Annotated in this window: 19 protein-coding genes, 1 other RNA gene and 1 pseudogene; 7 read left to right on the top strand and 14 right to left on the bottom strand. The window is 72.8% G+C overall.

What is annotated here, in order from left to right; genetic code table 11:
* Positions 1 to 15: 15 nt before the first annotated feature.
* The 3 genes and pseudogenes from E1211_RS33910 to glnA all read right to left on the bottom strand — a co-directional run.
* Positions 16 to 617: pseudogene (locus E1211_RS33910) on the bottom strand (hypothetical protein); the annotation flags it as partial.
* Positions 618 to 754: 137 nt separating this feature from the next.
* Entirely contained in the window at positions 755 to 1,447 is a 693-nt protein-coding gene (locus tag E1211_RS13940; protein ID WP_132349152.1) for a YafY family protein, read from the bottom strand.
* A 68-nt stretch (positions 1,448 to 1,515) separates the two neighbouring features.
* Positions 1,516 to 2,865: a type I glutamate--ammonia ligase gene (gene glnA, locus E1211_RS13935; RefSeq protein ID WP_132349151.1), complete on the bottom strand. Its 1,350-nt coding sequence runs from the start codon at positions 2,863 to 2,865 to the stop codon at positions 1,516 to 1,518.
* A 234-nt stretch (positions 2,866 to 3,099) separates the two neighbouring features.
* Between glnA and E1211_RS13930 the strand changes: the two genes are divergently transcribed.
* Together E1211_RS13930 and panB are read left to right on the top strand one after the other, a co-directional pair.
* Positions 3,100 to 4,860, top strand: a complete 1,761-nt coding sequence (locus E1211_RS13930; RefSeq protein ID WP_132349150.1) for an NAD+ synthase — start codon at positions 3,100 to 3,102, stop codon at positions 4,858 to 4,860.
* Between the two features lie 126 nt (positions 4,861 to 4,986).
* A complete protein-coding gene (panB, locus tag E1211_RS13925; RefSeq protein ID WP_132349149.1) occupies positions 4,987 to 5,832 on the top strand; it encodes a 3-methyl-2-oxobutanoate hydroxymethyltransferase in 846 nt (281 codons plus the stop codon).
* Between the two features lie 46 nt (positions 5,833 to 5,878).
* Here panB and E1211_RS13920 read toward each other — a convergent pair whose 3' ends face one another.
* From E1211_RS13920 to E1211_RS13900, 5 genes are all read right to left on the bottom strand, one after another.
* Positions 5,879 to 6,322, bottom strand: coding sequence for a VOC family protein (locus E1211_RS13920; protein WP_132349148.1), 444 nt, complete (start codon positions 6,320 to 6,322; stop codon positions 5,879 to 5,881).
* Between the two features lie 28 nt (positions 6,323 to 6,350).
* A complete protein-coding gene (npdG, locus tag E1211_RS13915; protein ID WP_132349147.1) occupies positions 6,351 to 7,049 on the bottom strand; it encodes an NADPH-dependent F420 reductase in 699 nt (232 codons plus the stop codon).
* A gap of 93 nt (positions 7,050 to 7,142) precedes the next feature.
* Positions 7,143 to 8,573 (bottom strand): RNB domain-containing ribonuclease, encoded by a 1,431-nt coding sequence (locus tag E1211_RS13910; protein WP_132349146.1) that lies wholly within the window; start codon positions 8,571 to 8,573, stop codon positions 7,143 to 7,145.
* A 205-nt stretch (positions 8,574 to 8,778) separates the two neighbouring features.
* On the bottom strand, positions 8,779 to 9,498 hold the full coding sequence (locus E1211_RS13905; protein WP_132349145.1) for a histone: 720 nt from the start codon (positions 9,496 to 9,498) through the stop codon (positions 8,779 to 8,781).
* Between the two features lie 82 nt (positions 9,499 to 9,580).
* Entirely contained in the window at positions 9,581 to 9,784 is a 204-nt protein-coding gene (locus E1211_RS13900) for a hypothetical protein (RefSeq protein WP_207915366.1), read from the bottom strand.
* Between the two features lie 219 nt (positions 9,785 to 10,003).
* On the opposite strand from E1211_RS13900, the gene E1211_RS13895 reads away from it, so the two are divergent.
* The gene (locus tag E1211_RS13895; RefSeq protein WP_132349143.1) at positions 10,004 to 10,495 is read left to right on the top strand and encodes an NUDIX domain-containing protein; all 492 of its coding nucleotides are present in this window, start codon (positions 10,004 to 10,006) and stop codon (positions 10,493 to 10,495) included.
* A gap of 30 nt (positions 10,496 to 10,525) precedes the next feature.
* On the opposite strand, the gene E1211_RS13890 is transcribed toward E1211_RS13895, so the two are convergent.
* Together E1211_RS13890 and E1211_RS13885 are read right to left on the bottom strand one after the other, a co-directional pair.
* Positions 10,526 to 10,906, bottom strand: coding sequence for a VOC family protein (locus E1211_RS13890; RefSeq protein WP_132349142.1), 381 nt, complete (start codon positions 10,904 to 10,906; stop codon positions 10,526 to 10,528).
* Positions 10,907 to 11,113: 207 nt separating this feature from the next.
* Positions 11,114 to 11,599 (bottom strand): FBP domain-containing protein, encoded by a 486-nt coding sequence (locus E1211_RS13885; RefSeq protein ID WP_132349141.1) that lies wholly within the window; start codon positions 11,597 to 11,599, stop codon positions 11,114 to 11,116.
* Positions 11,600 to 11,659: 60 nt separating this feature from the next.
* On the opposite strand from E1211_RS13885, the gene E1211_RS13880 reads away from it, so the two are divergent.
* Complete coding sequence (locus E1211_RS13880) at positions 11,660 to 12,229, top strand: TetR/AcrR family transcriptional regulator (protein WP_132349140.1); 570 nt, start codon at positions 11,660 to 11,662, stop codon at positions 12,227 to 12,229.
* A gap of 7 nt (positions 12,230 to 12,236) precedes the next feature.
* On the opposite strand, the gene E1211_RS13875 is transcribed toward E1211_RS13880, so the two are convergent.
* Complete coding sequence (locus E1211_RS13875; RefSeq protein ID WP_132349139.1) at positions 12,237 to 12,446, bottom strand: hypothetical protein; 210 nt, start codon at positions 12,444 to 12,446, stop codon at positions 12,237 to 12,239.
* A gap of 95 nt (positions 12,447 to 12,541) precedes the next feature.
* On the bottom strand, positions 12,542 to 12,880 hold the full coding sequence (locus tag E1211_RS13870; RefSeq protein WP_132349138.1) for a hypothetical protein: 339 nt from the start codon (positions 12,878 to 12,880) through the stop codon (positions 12,542 to 12,544).
* Between the two features lie 89 nt (positions 12,881 to 12,969).
* Here E1211_RS13870 and E1211_RS32495 point away from each other — a divergent pair, with 89 nt between their 5' ends.
* Positions 12,970 to 13,107, top strand: coding sequence for a hypothetical protein (locus E1211_RS32495; protein WP_165947254.1), 138 nt, complete (start codon positions 12,970 to 12,972; stop codon positions 13,105 to 13,107).
* A gap of 91 nt (positions 13,108 to 13,198) precedes the next feature.
* On the opposite strand, the gene E1211_RS13865 is transcribed toward E1211_RS32495, so the two are convergent.
* Positions 13,199 to 13,471, bottom strand: a complete 273-nt coding sequence (locus tag E1211_RS13865) for a helix-turn-helix transcriptional regulator (RefSeq protein ID WP_132349137.1) — start codon at positions 13,469 to 13,471, stop codon at positions 13,199 to 13,201.
* 248 nt (positions 13,472 to 13,719) lie between these two features.
* On the opposite strand from E1211_RS13865, the gene E1211_RS13860 reads away from it, so the two are divergent.
* Positions 13,720 to 14,115 carry a CPCC family cysteine-rich protein gene (locus E1211_RS13860; protein ID WP_132349136.1) on the top strand — a complete coding sequence of 132 codons (396 nt, stop codon included), beginning with the start codon at positions 13,720 to 13,722 and terminating at the stop codon, positions 14,113 to 14,115.
* Positions 14,116 to 14,287: 172 nt separating this feature from the next.
* Here E1211_RS13860 and rnpB read toward each other — a convergent pair.
* Positions 14,288 to 14,701, bottom strand: an RNA gene (rnpB, locus tag E1211_RS13855) — RNase P RNA component class A.
* Positions 14,702 to 14,857: 156 nt separating this feature from the next.
* Here rnpB and E1211_RS13850 point away from each other — a divergent pair.
* Positions 14,858 to 15,619: a sulfite exporter TauE/SafE family protein gene (locus tag E1211_RS13850; protein ID WP_132349135.1), complete on the top strand. Its 762-nt coding sequence runs from the start codon at positions 14,858 to 14,860 to the stop codon at positions 15,617 to 15,619.
* Positions 15,620 to 15,772: the final 153 nt, after the last annotated feature.

Genomic DNA, 15,772 nt, shown 5'->3' with positions numbered 1-15,772 from the left:
GAGCTGGGTCAGCAGGTTCCGGTGCCGGTCGGCGGCGGACTCCGGGAGACGGTCCAACGCCTGCTCGGTCGCCCGCCAGCGCCTGTCGAACAGCGTGTCGGCGATCGCCAGGCCGCGGAGGAACGACAGGAAGGCCGCCACCAGGTCCTCGTAGTAGCCGACGAGGGCCGATCGCAGGGCGGGTAGGGCAGGTGCGGCCCCGGGACCGGCGCGGGGGTGGCGAAGAGGGCGGCCGTGAGATCGTCGGCCGGGCGGGCCCCGGCCAGGGACAGCTGCTCGGACCGGCCGATCCTCAGGTCGCCGACGTCGAACGGCAGGTCCAGCTCGCCCAACTGCTCGAAGAAGGCGGTGACCGCGATGACCCCGTGTGCCGCCTCCAGTCGTCGCGTCCGCCCGTACCGGGACAGCCCGGAGCGTTTCTCCGCGACGGCGCGCACCAGCTCGTGACCGAGCCGGACGAACTCCGCCCGGGCGTCGAAGACGCCGAGCAGGGCCGGCACCGGCACCGCGGCCACCAGCAGCGTCCCGGCGGTCAGCTTGTCGAACCAGTCGACGAGGCGGCTCTTCTCACCACCCAGCAGGCGTACGGCGTCGGCGTAGCCGAGTGCGTCGGGCACTGCAGACTCCCCTCGCGTCGGAGTCCCAGAATGCCGTGCTGACGCCCCGCCGCGCTGCCCCCGGCTCGGGCCGGATCGCCGCCGGCCGCCGTTCACCGGCGCAGTCGTTGCCGCGTCGGCGGGGTGGCCGGCGCCGCTCAGACCAGACTGAGCGGGCGGACCCGCTCGTGGGGGATGTCGAGGTCGTCGAGGGTCAGCTCCCGGGTCACCACCTCGGACAGCGGCCGCACGGAGACGATCCGGTCGGTGCGGAAGGCGCGGACCCCGGTGCGCAGCCGGCACCAGGCCAGCAGATACCAGTGCCGCGGGTTGCCCAGGTAACCCAACGGCTCCACCTCACGCAGCGAGTCGGCGCCGGTGCGGTCGGCGTACCGGATGCGCAGCACCCGCCGGGCGCGGACCGCGTCGGCGACGGCGGCCGGGACGGGTGTCACCGGCCCCTCACCGATGAGGTGCACCCGGCCCGCGAGCCGGTGCGCCTCGGCGACGTCCGCGGCCGGCATCACGGCGACGAGCTTGCGTAGCGCGGTGGCGGCGGCCGCGGCGAACGGCGTGCCGCGCAGCCGGTGCAGCGCCATCGCCATCGCCACGGCCTCACCGGCGGTCAGGTTGACCGGCGGCAGGGTGCGGGCACGGTCGAGCACGTAGCCGCCGGTGCGGCCCGGCTCGGCCCAGATCGGCACCCCGGACTGCTGGAGCGCGCCGATGTCGCGTTCGATGGTGCGGCTGCTCACCTCGAAACGCGCGGCCAGCCAGCGGGCGCTGCGCGGCCGCGGTGACACCGCCCGCAGCTCCTCGACCAGGGCGTAGAGGCGGTCGGTGCGGTTCACCGCGTCAGGCTAGGCCGGGGGTACGACGAATCCGGCCGCCCGTACACGTCGCCGCCGGTGGCGACCGCTCAGAGGGAGAGGTAGCGCTGCCGCTCGTACGGGGTGACCTCGCGGCGGTACTGCTCCCACTCGGCGCGCTTGTTGCGCAGGAAGAAGTCGAAGACGTGCTCGCCGAGCACCTCGGCGACGAGTTCCGAGCCGGCCATCACGTCGATCGCCTCGGCGAGGTTCTCCGGCAGCGCTTCGTACCCCATCGCGCGGCGCTCCGCGCTGGTCAGCGACCAGACGTCGTCTTCCGCCCCCGGCGGCAGCTCGTAGCCCTCCTCGATCCCCTTCAGGCCGGCGCCGAGCAGCACCGCGAAGGCGAGGTAGGGGTTCGCCGCCGAGTCCGGCGAGCGCACCTCGACCCGGGCCGAGTTCGGCTTGCCGTACGCGGGCACCCGCACCAGCGCCGACCGGTTCAGGTGACCCCAGCAGACGTACGCCGGGCTCTCGGTGATCCGGTCCGGCAGCGCCAGCGGGAAGAGCCGCTTGTAGGAGTTGACCCACTGGTTGGTGACCGCCGTGTACTCCCGGGCGTGCACCAGCAGGCCGGCGATGAAGGACTTCGCCACCTTGGAGAGCTTCATCGGGTCGCCGCCGTCGTGGAACGCGTTGCGCTCCCCCTCGAAGAGCGACAGGTGGGTGTGCATGCCGCTGCCCGGCTGGTCGGTGAAGGGCTTCGGCATGAAGGTGGCCTGCACGCCGGTGGAGAGCGCCACCTCCTTGACCACGTGCCGGAACGTCATGATGTTGTCGGCGGTGGTGAGCGCGTCGGCGTACCGCAGGTCGATCTCCTGCTGCCCGGGCGCCACCTCGTGGTGGCTGAACTCCACCGAGATGCCGATCCGCTCCAGGGCGAGCACCGCCTGGCGCCGGAAGTCCCGCGCCACCGCGTGCGTGGTGTGCTCGAAGTAGCCGCCGGTGTCGACGGGGGTGGGCAGCGAGCCGTCCTGCGGGCCGTCCTCGAGCAGGAAGAACTCGATCTCCGGGTGGGTGTAGAAGGTGAAGCCCTTGTCGGCGGCCCGGGAGAGCGCCCGGCGCAACACGTGCCGCGGGTCGGCCCAGGACGGGCTGCCGTCGGGGAGGAGGATGTCGCAGAACATCCGGGCGCTCTCGCCGCTGACCCCGCCCTCGAACGGGAAGACCTGGAAGGTGGTCGGGTCGGGCATGGCCACCATGTCCGATTCGAAGACCCGGGCGAAGCCCTCGATGGCCGAGCCGTCGAAGCCGATGCCCTCCTCGAACGCGGCCTCCAGCTCGGCGGGGGCGACCGAGACGCTCTTGAGCGTGCCGAGCACGTCGGTGAACCACAGCCGGACGAACCGGATGTCCCGCTCTTCCAGCGTACGGAGGACGAACTCCTGCTGACGGTCCACTTCCACCCCTCGTGACACTCTTCGCTGCCGCCGGCCCCGCCGGCGCGGCCTGACCGACCAGTCTCCACGGGCCCGGTTACGCCGACGTTACGCGACCGGCCGGCACCCGTCCCGGCGTGTTCCCGGCGGGCCGCGTGGCCGCGCGGTTCGCCGGCCGGCCGCACCGGCCCAGGTGACTCCGGTGTCTCCCGCGCCCGTGGTGTCGGGCCCGATGCTCTGGGGAAAGATGGGGTCATGCCCACCCTGCGTATCGCTTTGTCCCAGGTCAACCCGACCGTCGGTGATCTCGCCGGCAACGCGCGCCTGGTCCGCGTCTGGGCTCGGCGGGCCGCCGACGTGGGCGCCCAGCTCGTCGCGTTCCCGGAGATGACGCTCACCGGGTACCCGGTGGAGGACCTGGTCTTCCGGCGGTCGTTCGTGGCGGCGTCGAGGGCGGCGCTGGACCGGCTCGCCGCCGACCTCGCCGCGGACGGGCTGGGCGAGCTGCCGGTGGTCGTCGGCTACCTGGACGCCGACGGGCCGCCGCAGTTCTCCGGGGACGCCGAGCCGGGCCGGGGCGCGCGCAACGCCGCCGCCGTGCTGCACGGCGGCGCGGTGGTGGCCACCTACTTCAAGCACCACCTGCCCAACTACGGGGTCTTCGACGAGGACCGGTACTTCCTGCCCGGCGACATGCTGACCGTCGTGCGGATCTGCGGGGTGGACGTGGCAGTGACCATCTGCGAGGACCTGTGGCAGGCGGGCGGCCCGTTCGCCGGGGCCCGCCAGGCCGGGGTGGGCCTGGTGGTCAACATCAACGGCTCGCCGTACGAGCTCAACAAGGACGACGTCCGGCTGCCGCTGGTCCGCCGCCGCGCCGCGGAGGCGGGCGCCGCCATCGCGTACGTCAACATGACCGGCGGGCAGGACGAGTTGGTCTTCGAGGGCGACTCGATGATCGTCTCGGCCGAAGGTGAGCTGCTCACCCGCGCCCCGCAGTTCGTCGAGCACCTGCTCGTGCACGACCTGGACCTGCCGGCCGCCGGGGAGCCGGTCGGCGCGGGCGAACGGGTCGCCGACGGGCTGCGGGTGGTCCGGACCACCCTCGGCGGGAACCTGCCCGCCCCGGCGGGCCGACCCGCGGTCGGCGGGACGATCGAGCCGGTCGCCGACGAGGCCGAGGTCTGGCAGGCGTTGGTGCTCGGCCTGCGCGACTACGTCAACAAGAACCGCTTCCCGTCGGTGGTGCTCGGCCTCTCCGGCGGCATCGACTCGGCGGTGGTGGCCGCGCTGGCCGTCGACGCGCTCGGCCCGGAGCGGGTGGTCGGGGTCTCTTTGCCGAGCCAGCACTCCTCCGAGCACTCCCGGGAGGACGCGGCGGACCTCGCCAAGCGCACCGGGCTGGACTACCGGATCGAGCCGATCCAGCCGATGGTGGACACCTTCCTGGCCAACATGTCGCTCTCCGGCGTGACGGTGGAGAACCTCCAGGCCCGGGTACGCGGGGTGATCCTGATGGCACTGTCGAACCAGGAGGGCCACCTCGTCCTGACCACCGGGAACAAGAGCGAGCTGGCGGTCGGCTACTCGACGCTCTACGGCGACTCGGTGGGCGGCTTCAATCCGGTGAAGGACGTCTGGAAGACGCTCATCTGGCGGCTCGCCAAGTGGCGCAACGCCGACGCCGTGCGGCGCGGCGAGACCCCGCCGATCCCGGAGAGCTCCATCGGCAAGCCGCCGAGCGCTGAGCTGAGCCCGGGCCAGCTCGACAGCGACACGCTGCCCGACTACGACGTGCTCGACCCGATCCTGATCGGCTACGTCGACGGCGACATGGGCCGCGACGGGCTGGTCGAGGCGGGGCACGACCCGGCGGTCGTCGACAAGGTGCTGCGGATGGTGGATACCGCCGAGTACAAGCGACGGCAGTCCGCGCCCGGCACGAAGATCTCGATGAAGGCCTTCGGCCGGGACCGGCGGCTCCCGATCACCAACCGCTGGCGGGAGGACGGCTGACAGACCCGCTCGGTCGGCGTGGGGAGTGAAATCCTCCACTGCGCTCTGCCGCCGCCGGGTCGTCCGATGCGACGATCGCGGCGGAACCCGGGGACCGCGCACGCGGCCTCGAGGAAGGAGAGAGCCATGGTGGAGTCCACCCCGACCGAGGTGACCGCCCTCTACGGCGGGCCGGCGACCCGCCGGGTACGCACCCGCGACCTGATCGCCGCCAAAGAGCGCGGCGAGCGGTGGCCGATGCTCACGTCGTACGACCAGTACACGGCGTCGATCTTCGACCAGGCCGGCATCCCGGTGCTGCTGGTCGGCGACTCGGCGGCGAACAACGTCTTCGGCTACGAGACGACGATCCCGGTCACCGCCGAGGAGCTGCTGCCGCTGGTACGCGCGGTGGTCCGGGCCACCCGCCAGGCGCTGATCGTCGGCGACCTGCCCTTCGGCTCGTACGAGGAGGGCCCGGCGCAGGCGCTGCGCACCGCCGTACGGTTCATGAAGGAGGGCGGCTGCCACGCGGTGAAGCTGGAGGGCGGCCGGCGCTGCGCCGAGCAGATCGCCGCGATCACCGGCGCCGGCATCCCGGTGATGGCGCACATCGGCTTCACCCCGCAGAGCGAGCACGCCATCGGCGGCTACCGGGTGCAGGGGCGCGGCGACGCCGCCGAGGAGGTGGTCGCCGACGCCCGCGCGGTGGCCGAGGCGGGCGCGTTCGCTGTCGTCCTGGAGATGGTGCCCGGCGAGGTCGCGAAGCGGATCACCAACGAGCTGAGCATCCCGACGGTGGGCATCGGGGCCGGCCCGGAGACCGACGCCCAGGTGCTGGTCTGGCAGGACATGGCCGGGCTGCGCACCGGCAAGGCGCCCCGCTTCGTCAAGCGCTACGCCGACCTGGCCGGCGCCCTCACCGACGCCACCCACCGCTTCGCCGACGAGGTACGCGGCGGCCGGTTCCCCACCGCCGAGCACACGTTCTGACCGGATAACGGGCGGCGCGGCCGACGGGCCGCGCCGCCCGGCCGGGTCAGACCACGCAGAACTCGTTCCCCTCCGGGTCGGCCATCTGGGCGGAGTAGTAGCCGTTGTCGGGGTCGTCCATCGTGCCGAGCACCTGGGCGCCCAGCGCGGTCAGCCGGGCCGCCTCGGCGTCGACGCGGAGCCGCCGCTCGGCCACCGGCACCGAACGCCCGCCACCGACCTTCAGGTCGATGTGCAGCCGGTTCTTGACCGCCTTCGGTTCGGGGACCGGCTGGAACCAGATCCGCGGGCCCGCGCCGGTCGGGTCCTCCAGCCGGTCGAGGCAGTCGCCCTCGCCGAGTTCCTCCGCCGGGATGCCGACCGAGAGGTACCAGTCCCGCCAGGTCGGTTGCCCGTCGGGCGGCGGCTGCGGCCGGTAGCGCAGCGCCTCCGCCCAGAACGTGACGAGCCGCGCGGGCTCCCGGCAATCGATCACCAGTTGCCATTCCATCCGGCGATGGTGCCGGCCGGGTACGACATCAGAGGTCGGTGACGCGGATCCCGGAGTGGGCCTTGTAGCGCTTGTTGATGGCGATCAGGTTGGCGGTGAACGCCTCGATCTGGTGGGCGTTGCGCAACCGGCCGGCGTAGATCCCGCGCATGCCGGGGATCCGCGCGGCGAGGGCGGCGACGACACCGACCACGTCGCGGTCCTCGGTGCAGATCAGGACGTCGAGCTCGATCCGGTCGACCTCCGGGTCGGCCAGCAGCGGCGCGCTGACGTGGTTGAACGCCGCGCAGACCCGGGAGTCGGGCAGCAGCGCGGCGGCCTGCTGCACCGCGCTGCCCTCCTCGACCCGCAGCGGGTACGGACCCTGCTTGTCGAAGCCGAGCGGGTTGACGCAGTCGACGACGATCTTGCCGGCGAGCGGCTCGGCGAGGGCCGCGACGGTCGCCGCGTGCCCGTCCCACGGGACCGCGATGATGACCACGTCGCTGTCCCGGGCCACCTCCTCGTTCCCCCCGCCCGCGACGGTCGCCCCCGCCGGTACGCCCGGCGACGCCGCGATCTCCTGTGCCGAGGCGGCGGCCCGTTCGGCGGAGCGCGATCCGATCAGCACGGCCTGCCCGGCCCGGGCCAACCGGTAGGCGAGGCCTCGTCCCTGGTCACCGGTGCCGCCGATGATGCCGACGGTCAGCCCGGACACGTCGGGCAGCGTGCTCGCGTCGTATGCCATGGGCCCATCCTCGCAAACCGGCGGCCACCCGCCGAGAGGCAGGCACCGACGCGGGACCGGTCGCCCGGTACCCGGCGCGACGGTGCGCGCCGGTCAGGCGCGTTCGAAGAGCACGGTCCGGCCGGCCGGGTCGGCGCTGACGAGGCGGACCCGGATCCGCTCGCCGAGCGGCAGGTCACCGAGGCAGCGGGCGCGTACCGGTGGGCTGTCCAGGGCCACCGTCCCGCCGGGCGGCCGGGGGCGGGACCGGTTGCTCGGCGGCGCGTCGACGTCGAGCACCGCGGCGTCGAAGAGCTCACCCACCCGCTCCGCGAGCAGCACCGCCTCGGTGAGCTCGACGGCGCCGCGGGCGGCGGCGGAGGCCGTCCGGTCGGTCGTCGCCATCACCTCCGGCAGCCGGGGCAGCGCCGCACGGACCCAGTCCGGCACCGGGCGGCTCTCGTGCAGGGCCAGGCAGACCTCGGTCGCGTACCGGTCGGCCAGCCGGCGCAGCGGCGCCGTGACGTGGGCGTACGCGGCCGCGACCCCGCCGTGCTCCGGCTGCTGCGGCAGCTCGCCGTCGAAGGCGGTGTACGCGGCCCCGCGCATCAGCTCGGCCGCCTGGTCGATGAAGGCCGCCGCCCGGGGCTGGGCGGGGTCGAGCCCGGCGATCACCTCGCCCGGGCCGGCGCCCTCCGGCCAGTGCACGCCCAGCGGGGCGGCCGCGGTGCGCAGCCGCTGCACCGCCTCCGGCTTCGGCGCCGGCATCGTACGCAGCAGCCCGATCCGCCCGGCGAGCATGATGTCGGCCGCCGCCATCCCGGTGAGCAGGGAGATCTGGGCGTTGTGCTCCTCCATCGGCACCGGCCCGCGCAGCACCAGCCGCCAGCCGTCGCCGTCGGCCTCGACCTCCTGCTCGGGCAGGGGCAGGTTGATGGCTCCGCGGCGCAGACCACGCGCGGTCAGCCGCGCGCCGATCTCCGGGAGCAGGGCGATCGGTTCGGGCAACCGACCCTCGTCGGCCCCGGTCTGCGCCCCGGCGTAGTCGAGTTTCGCCCGGCTGCGGACGAGCGCGCGTTCCAGGTCGACCGCGACCGTGCCGCCGTCGCCGTCCAGGTCGATGGTCCACACCACGGCGGCGCGGTCGACGTCGGGGAGCAGACTCGCCGCGTCCTCGCTGAGCGACCTCGGGTGCAGCGGCACGCTGCCGTCCGGCAGGTAGACGGTCTGGCCCCGGCGCCAGGTCTCCTCGTCCAACGCACCGCCGGGACGGACGCGCGCCGCCACGTCGGCGATCGCGTACCGCACCCGGTAGCCGCCACCGGGGCGGCGGCTGAGGTGCATCGCCTGGTCCAGGTCGCGGGAGCCGGCCGGGTCCACCGTGAGGAACGGGACGTCGGTGCGGTCGAGGGTGGGTCGTGGCGGGTCGGCGGCCGCGGCGTCCGCCTCTTGGGCCGCGGCCGCCGGGAACTCCTCGGGGAGTCCGAGCTCACGGCGGAGCGCGGCGAAGTCGATGCGGGGCGCGAGAACGCGTCGGATGACCACGCGCCCATCCTGACAGTGCGGGCGTCGTCGCGCCCGCCCCGGGCGGCCGCCATGGACCGGTGGCGCGCCACCGTCCCGGGCGGTCCGGCCGGGCTGCGGGGGCGGGCCGGCCGGCGGGAAGCCGGGCGGCCCGCCCCCGAGGTGTACGGGTGCCGACGGCGGGATCCGGGTGAGGTACGTACCCGAGTCGCCGGCGGCGTGCGGGTCAGCGGGCGGACTTGCGGGCGGCGACGGTGGCGCCGCGCGCGGTGGTGGCGCGGGTGCTGGTCGGGGCGGCCTTGCGGGGCGCGGCCTTCCGGGCCGGCGCCTTCTTGGCCGCCGCCTTCCGCGCGACGCCCACGGTGCTGCCGGTCGTCTTGCGGGCCGGAGCCTTCTTCGCGGCGGCGGGACGGGTGGTGGCGGTGGTCCGCTTGGCCGGGGCCTTCTTGGCGGGTGCCTTCTTCGCGGCGGTCTTCTTGGCGGCGCCCGTGGTCTTCTTCGCGGCGCCTGTGGTCTTCCGGGCGGTGCTCGTGGCGCTCTTGCGGGCCGTGGTCGTGGACTTGCGGGCCGCCGCCGTCGTCTTCTTCGCCGCCGCCGTGGTGGTGCGCTTCGCCGCCCCCGTGGTCTTCTTCGCCGCGCCCGCGGTCTTCTTCGCGGCCGTCGAGGCCTTGGCCGGCGCCTTCTTCGCCGTGCCGGTGGCCTTCCGGGTGGTCGTGGAGGCCTTGGCCGCCGCCTTCTTGGCGGGGGCCTTGGCGGCGGTGGTCTTCTTCGCCGGAGCGCGGCCCGCCCCACCGGCCGCCTTCTTGGCCGGCGCCTTGGCGGCCGTCGCGGTGGTCCGGCGTGCCGGGGTGGTGCGGCTCGCGGTGGTGTTCCGCTCCGCCGCGGCGGTCTTCTTCGCGGTGGTACGTTTCGCGGCCGGGCGGGTGGCCTTCGGTGTTACGGCCATCTCGGTTCCCTCCTTGGGGACGTGCTCTCGCGTGTCTCCTCGCGGAGCACGGAGTACCTCGACGCGGGCCGTCCCGCGCCGTCTACCTGTCCTCCCCGGCCCAACGGGCGTCCTCGGCCTCCCACGCTTCGTTGCGCTCCCGCACCTGCTGCAGCGCGTTCTCCGCGTCGGTGGCCGAGGCGTACGGGCCGAGAACATGCCTCGCCGGACACACGTCGGCGTCGGTCTCGACCCGGTGGTGCCGGACGCACCAGTAGTAGTGCGCACCACGTCCGCTGTCGCTCATGAGATCACTGTGCACCGCGAACCGCCCGGCCGCCACCGGAACACCGCAAGTCGCCGACGGCATCCACAGTAGAGATAGTTCGGGTGATACGTGGTCGGAATCCGGCAAAAAAGACAGCTCGGGTGAGGTGCGGTGTCCCGCGACCCCCGCCGCCGCGGCGCACGGTGGCCACTCGTCGCCCGGCCGTCCCGCGCGATCGGGCGGGGGTAGGGTCGCCCGGTGGGCGTACCGGACTACATCCTGCGGATGCGTAAGCACATCGGCCACGACCTGCTCTGGCTGCCGAGCGTCAGCGCGGTGGTCCGAAACGACGCCGGCGAGCTGCTGCTGGGGAAGCGGGCCGACGACGGCCGGTGGTCGGTGGTGAGCGGCATCGTCGAGCCGGGCGAGCAACCGGCCACCGCCGTGGCCCGCGAGGTACGCGAGGAGACCGGCCTGGACGTCGAGCCGCTCCGGCTCACCAGCGTCGTCTCCCACCCGCACACCTACCCCAACGGCGACCGCTGCGAGTACCTGAACCTCGGCTTCGAGTGCCGCCTGCTCGGCGGCGACGCCCGGGTCAACGACGACGAGTCCGAGGCGGTCGAGTGGTTCGCCCCCGACCGGCTGCCGGAGCTCGACGCGCACGCCCGGCTGGTCATCGCGCGGGCGCTCGACGGCGCGGCACAGACCTTCTACCTGCCTGTCGGCGCCGCCTGGGACGACCACTAGTCGCTCGACGCGGCGGGCGCGGCACCACGGTCAGGGCCAGGTCTTCGCCTCGGCCGCGAAGACCTCCGGCGCGGATTCCACCGGCAGTACGCAGACCAGGTGCCCGCCCGGCGCACGCAGGACGCGACACTCCTGCCACCGCGTCACCGGCGTCGCCCCCAGCCCGATCAGCCGCGCCGTCTCGGCCTCGACGTCGTCGGTCTCGATGTCCAGGTGGAACCGGGGTGCGTCGTCCACCGCCTGGACGGCGAGGACCAGCCCGGGCAGCGCGCCGTGCAGATCCGTGAACTGGGGTTCCGGAGCGTACGGCTCGGCACGGGCGCCGAGCGCCGCCGACCAGAAGGCGATGGACTGGTCCGCCTCGTCGCGCGGCGCGTCGATCAGCAGGGCGTAGACACGGCTGCGATGCATCAGCGAAGGCTAGTCGCCCGCATGCCGTCCCGCCGGACGCGCGGCGTCGGGGTCGACCCCGCGGGCACCCGACCGCGGTCTCGTCGAGTGGCCGCGGCGCGGCCCCGTCGAGGGGCGGCGCGGCCCCGTCGAGGGGCGGCGCGGCCCTGTCGAGTGGCGGCGCGGCCCCGTCGAGGGGCGGCGCGGCCCCGTCGACTGGCGGCGCGGTCAGCCGAGGACCTTGCGCAGGAGGCCGGTGAGGTTCGTCGAGGTGCGCTCGATCTTCTCGGCCAGGCTGATCGACTCGTCGATCCGCCGGCCGGCGCTCCGCTTGCCGCGCAGGTAGAGCGAGCAGGCGAGGTCGGTGCAGATGTACGCGCCGACGGAGTTGCCCTGCCGCCCGTCCCGCCCGGCCTTGCGCGCGGTCATCAGCGACACCCCGTCACCGGTGTGCGTGGTCAGGCAGAGCGAGCACATGCTGCGCCGCCCCCGCCCGGCCTGGGTGGCCACCCGCAGCGCCACGCCGACGAGTCCGCCCTCGGACTCGGCGACCAGATAGGCCCGCTCCGGCGCGGCGGGGTCCCGCCAGCCGAGGAAGTCGAGGTCGGCCCAGGGACGCTCGGCCAGGTCGTTCGGCACCGCCAGTCGCTTGGCCTCACCCTTCGTGCAGTTGACGAAGGCGGCGCGGACGGCGGACTCGGTCAGGGGTGTCATAGGTACTAGCCTAATATCATTAGGCAAACTATTAAAATCTCTAGGTGTAGAGTGCTCTCCATGACACGTGCGGGGCTGACCGCCGAGCGCCTGACCCGGGCGGCGGCGGAGCTGGCCGACGAGATCGGCTTCGAGAACGTGACCGTCTCAGCTGTCGCGCGCCGGTTCGGCGTCAAGGACGCCAGCCTCTACTCGCACATCAGGAACGCCCAGGACCTGCGGATCCGGGTGGCACTGCTGGCCCTGGCGGAGTTGGCCGACCGGGTCGCCGCCGCGCTCGCCGGCCGCGCCGGCAAGGACGCGCTGGTGGCCTTCGCCAACGCCTACCGGGCGTACGCGAAGGAGCATCCGGGCCGGTACGCCGCCATGCAGATCGACCTGGACCCGGAGACGGCGGCGGCGAGCGCCGGTCCCCGGCACGCCGAGATGACGCGGGCGATCCTGCGCGGCTACCAGCTCGCCGAACCCGACCAGACCGACGCCGTGCGGATGATGCACAGCACCTTCCACGGGTACGTGAGCCTGGAGCGGTCCGGCGGCTTCCGCCACACGCCGCGCGAGGTGGACACGTCGTGGGCCCGGTCGCTGGACGCCCTCGACGCCGTCCTCAGGAACTGGCCGCCGCAGTGACCGGCGGTCAGCCGTTGCCGGCCTGACCGCGCCGCCACACCTCACCCTGCACGCCGTGCCGTTCGGCGGCGTGCCGCTCCTGAACCGATGCGGCATCGCGGGCGGCGGCCACGTCCTCGGCCGAGGAGAGCCGTTCGCGGTCCCGCCAGCCGACGAAGACGAACGCCCCGACCAGCAACACCACGAGTACGACGAGAAGCACCACCACGAGCGTCATCCCGTCGACGCTACGAGATGCATCCAAGGAACCGCGACCGATGCTCGGTCTCGCGTGGGCGGCTTCTCGACCCGGTTCGACCGACTCCCAGCCCGCTAGGCAAGCCCGCCGGTCAGCTTCATCTCGACGCCGACAGCTATCGCGTCGAAATCGCGTTCCAGCGTCGAGATGTCGCCGACGACCTCCCAGCGGATCAGTGACCCGTGGGGGTCGATCTCGAACAGGACACACTCGCCGGCACCGACGACCAGTACGCCGTACTGACTGCCGTCCTCCCCGCTGACGAGTCCGGCGAGCACCGTGTCAGCGGGCGACAAACCCCTGGACGTCACGGCGTCGCGGATGCCGGAGAAGTCGCCGTCGTCACGCAGAAGGGCGGTCAGCTCGCTGACCTCAAGGCGAAGCTCGTCGCCGCTGATCGACCCACTCGTCATCTCGACTCCGTAACCTGCGGCTGGTGGGCGACGGACGCGTCGACCCGTACGCCGGATTCTGACGGTGACATCGGTGCCGAGCTCGGCGGATGCCACCGGGCAAGGAAACCCGCTGGGAGTTCGACACGGAGGACGAATTCCGCGCGATGGTGCGGCGGCTCGTTCAGGCCGGCGGCGGCCAGTGGCGGGAGCAGACCGGCGAGGCGGCCACACAGCCGCCGAGCTGAGCCAACGGCGGTCAACGGTTGTCGCTGCGAAGCTTTCGGGCGAGCGCTGTCACCTGCTCGACCTGTGCTGGAGTCAACCACGTAGCCGCAGCTACCAAGCTTCGATCTCCTGACTCGTCCGCCACGGCCCCGGCCGCTCCAGGTCGTAATCCATGGGGAGTCCGGCGATGATCAGCAAGTCGGCGACACTCATCTCCAGTGTCGGAGCGATGTCTTGAAGTACTTCCGCCGTTGGTTGGAGCGTCCCGCCGAGTAGCCGGTTGATAGTTGACTCGGCTCGTCCGGACGCTCGGCTCAGCGCCCGCCGGTCGAGGCCGCGATTGGCCATCAGCCCTTGGAGAATCACGGCGAAGGGGGTACTCACCCCGGAGACAGTACCGACCGGCCCAGCCGGCCGGCCGCCGGCGACGCGGGGCTCAGGACCCGCGCGGATCAGTCTCGGGACGTGCGTGACACGTCGCGGCTAGACGATCTTGTTCACCTCGGGCAGTTCGTGCCGACAGAGTTGCGGACGGCACTCGTCAGCTAACTCGGTCGCACCACCTTCCCGCGGTAGGCCCCTCTGTGCTGAGTTCGATACTTCAACCGGGTCGACAACGAAAGGTACAGAGGATGGACGAACATGCCGGTAAGCAGGAGGGGCCGTCCGTAACAGAACTCGCGAGCCGCACCAGGTGGTTCGAGCAGTACATCGAGGCGTTGAATCAGCGATCTGTAGTGGCTGAAGCGGGTGGCGAACCGTACGCGTGTCCCTGCTGCCGGCACCCGACGCTCGAGGGTCGAGGTCAGTTCGAAATTTGCTTCGCCTGCGGCTGGGAGGACGACGGGCAGGATGACGAAGACGCTGACACGGTGCGGGGCGGTCCCAACGGTTCGCTCAGTCTGACAGACGCACGGCGTGCCTACGCCGAACGGCCGGTCAGTCTGGCGGATGCGCGGCGTGCCTATGCCGAGCGACAAGCTCGTTGGGAGCGCAGACGCCGCCGCTCGGCGCCCGGGACGGCTTAATGTGCTTGGATCGCACAGCCGGTCGGCTTTGCCGCTCTCGCGGTCCTGATACCGATCTAACACGTGGGTTCCGAAACCGGGCAATTGCCTAGTTTCAGGATCTCCGTGACACATCCCACCGCAGAACGGCCCCGGACGAGTGGTCACTGGCGGCTCTGACCCCGGTGGGCGACGGACGAGTCGACCTGTACGCCGGATTTTGTGCGCGGCGCGCGCCCGGAGGCTCGCGCCGGCGGCGGCCATCCATCTCGGCCTACCGTCGCCGGCAGGCTCCAGCGGCCTACCCGCAGACATCGGGCGGGCAGCCCTCAAGCGTCTGCGCGGGTCGTCATCTTGCGGTGACGGCCCTTTCTTGGCCTTGCTCCGGGTGGGGTTTACCGAGCCACCCCGGTCACCCGGGGTGCTGGTGGGCTCTTACCCCACCGTTTCACCCTTACCGTCCCCGATGGGGCCGGCGGTCTGTTTTCTGTGGCACTGTCCCGCGGGTCACCCCGGGTTGCCGTTAGCAACCACCCTGCCCTGTGGAGTCCGGACGTTCCTCGGCGGCGGGCTCGAAGCCCGCCGACGCGACCGCCCGGTCGACTCGTCCGTCGCGCTGCTCATCCTAACGACGCCGGGCCGCCGAGTATTGCCGCCCCACCACGCCAAGATCCAGGGTGTCGGCCCCGATGTGGGGGGTGCGGCCGACCGGGGCGCCGCCCGCCGCTCGTCCCAGACGGGCGGGGGCTAGCCTCGGGGGACCATGGACCTCTCCCACGCCGTGCTGCTGCTCGCCGCCGGCCTCGCCGCAGGCACGGTCAACGCGGTGGCCGGTGGTGGTTCCCTCATCACCTTCCCCGCGATGATCGCGATCGGGCTGCCCCCGGTGCCGGCCAACGTCAGCAACTCGGTGGCGGTCTTTCCCGGGTACGTGGCGAGCGTCGCCGGGAGCCGCATGGACCTCCCGCCGGCGCGCACCCTCGCCCCGCTGCTGCCCACCGCCGTGCTCGGCACGATCGCCGGTTCGCTGGTGCTGCTCGCGACCCCGGCCCGTGCCTTCGAGGTGGTCGTGCCGTTCCTGGTGCTCGGCGCGACCGCGGTGCTGGCGTTCCAGGATCCGCTGCGCCGGCTGGTCGGCCACCCGCGCGACCTGACGCCGCGCCGCCGTACCGTCACGGTGCAGAGCATCGTCGCGCTCGGCTCGGTGTACGGCGGCTACTTCGGCGCGGCGCTCGGGGTGATGCTGGTGGCGGGCCTGGCCCTGGTGCTGGACGCCACGCTGGCCCGGGTCAGTGCGATCAAGAATCTGCTCTCCGCGGTGGTGGGGCTGACCACGCTGGTGGTGTTCGCGCTCTTCGGGCCGGTCAACTGGGCAGCCGTGGCGGTGGTCGCGCCGGCCACCCTGGTCGGCGGGTACGTCGGTGCGCGGCTGGTGCGTCGACTGCCCCCGGTGGTGCTGAAGACCGTGATCGTGGTCTTCGGCTCGGTGATCGGCCTGTTCCTGCTCTACCGCGCCCTGCGCTGACGCCCACCCGCCACCGAGGGCGGGCCGGGGCACACCACGACCCGGACAGTTTCAGTGAAAGTGTTGCCTCAGCCCGCTCCGAGGCAACACTTTCCGTGAAAGTGCTGCCTCGGAGCGCCGGCGCAGGGGCGGCGCGGGCGGGGGACGGTGGGT

It is taken from the genome of Micromonospora sp. 15K316 (genome assembly GCF_004348525.1).
In the GTDB taxonomy this organism is placed as follows: domain Bacteria; phylum Actinomycetota; class Actinomycetes; order Mycobacteriales; family Micromonosporaceae; genus Micromonospora.
Note: the sequence above shows the minus strand (reverse complement) of the source record. Positions and strands in the feature narration are given on the sequence as shown.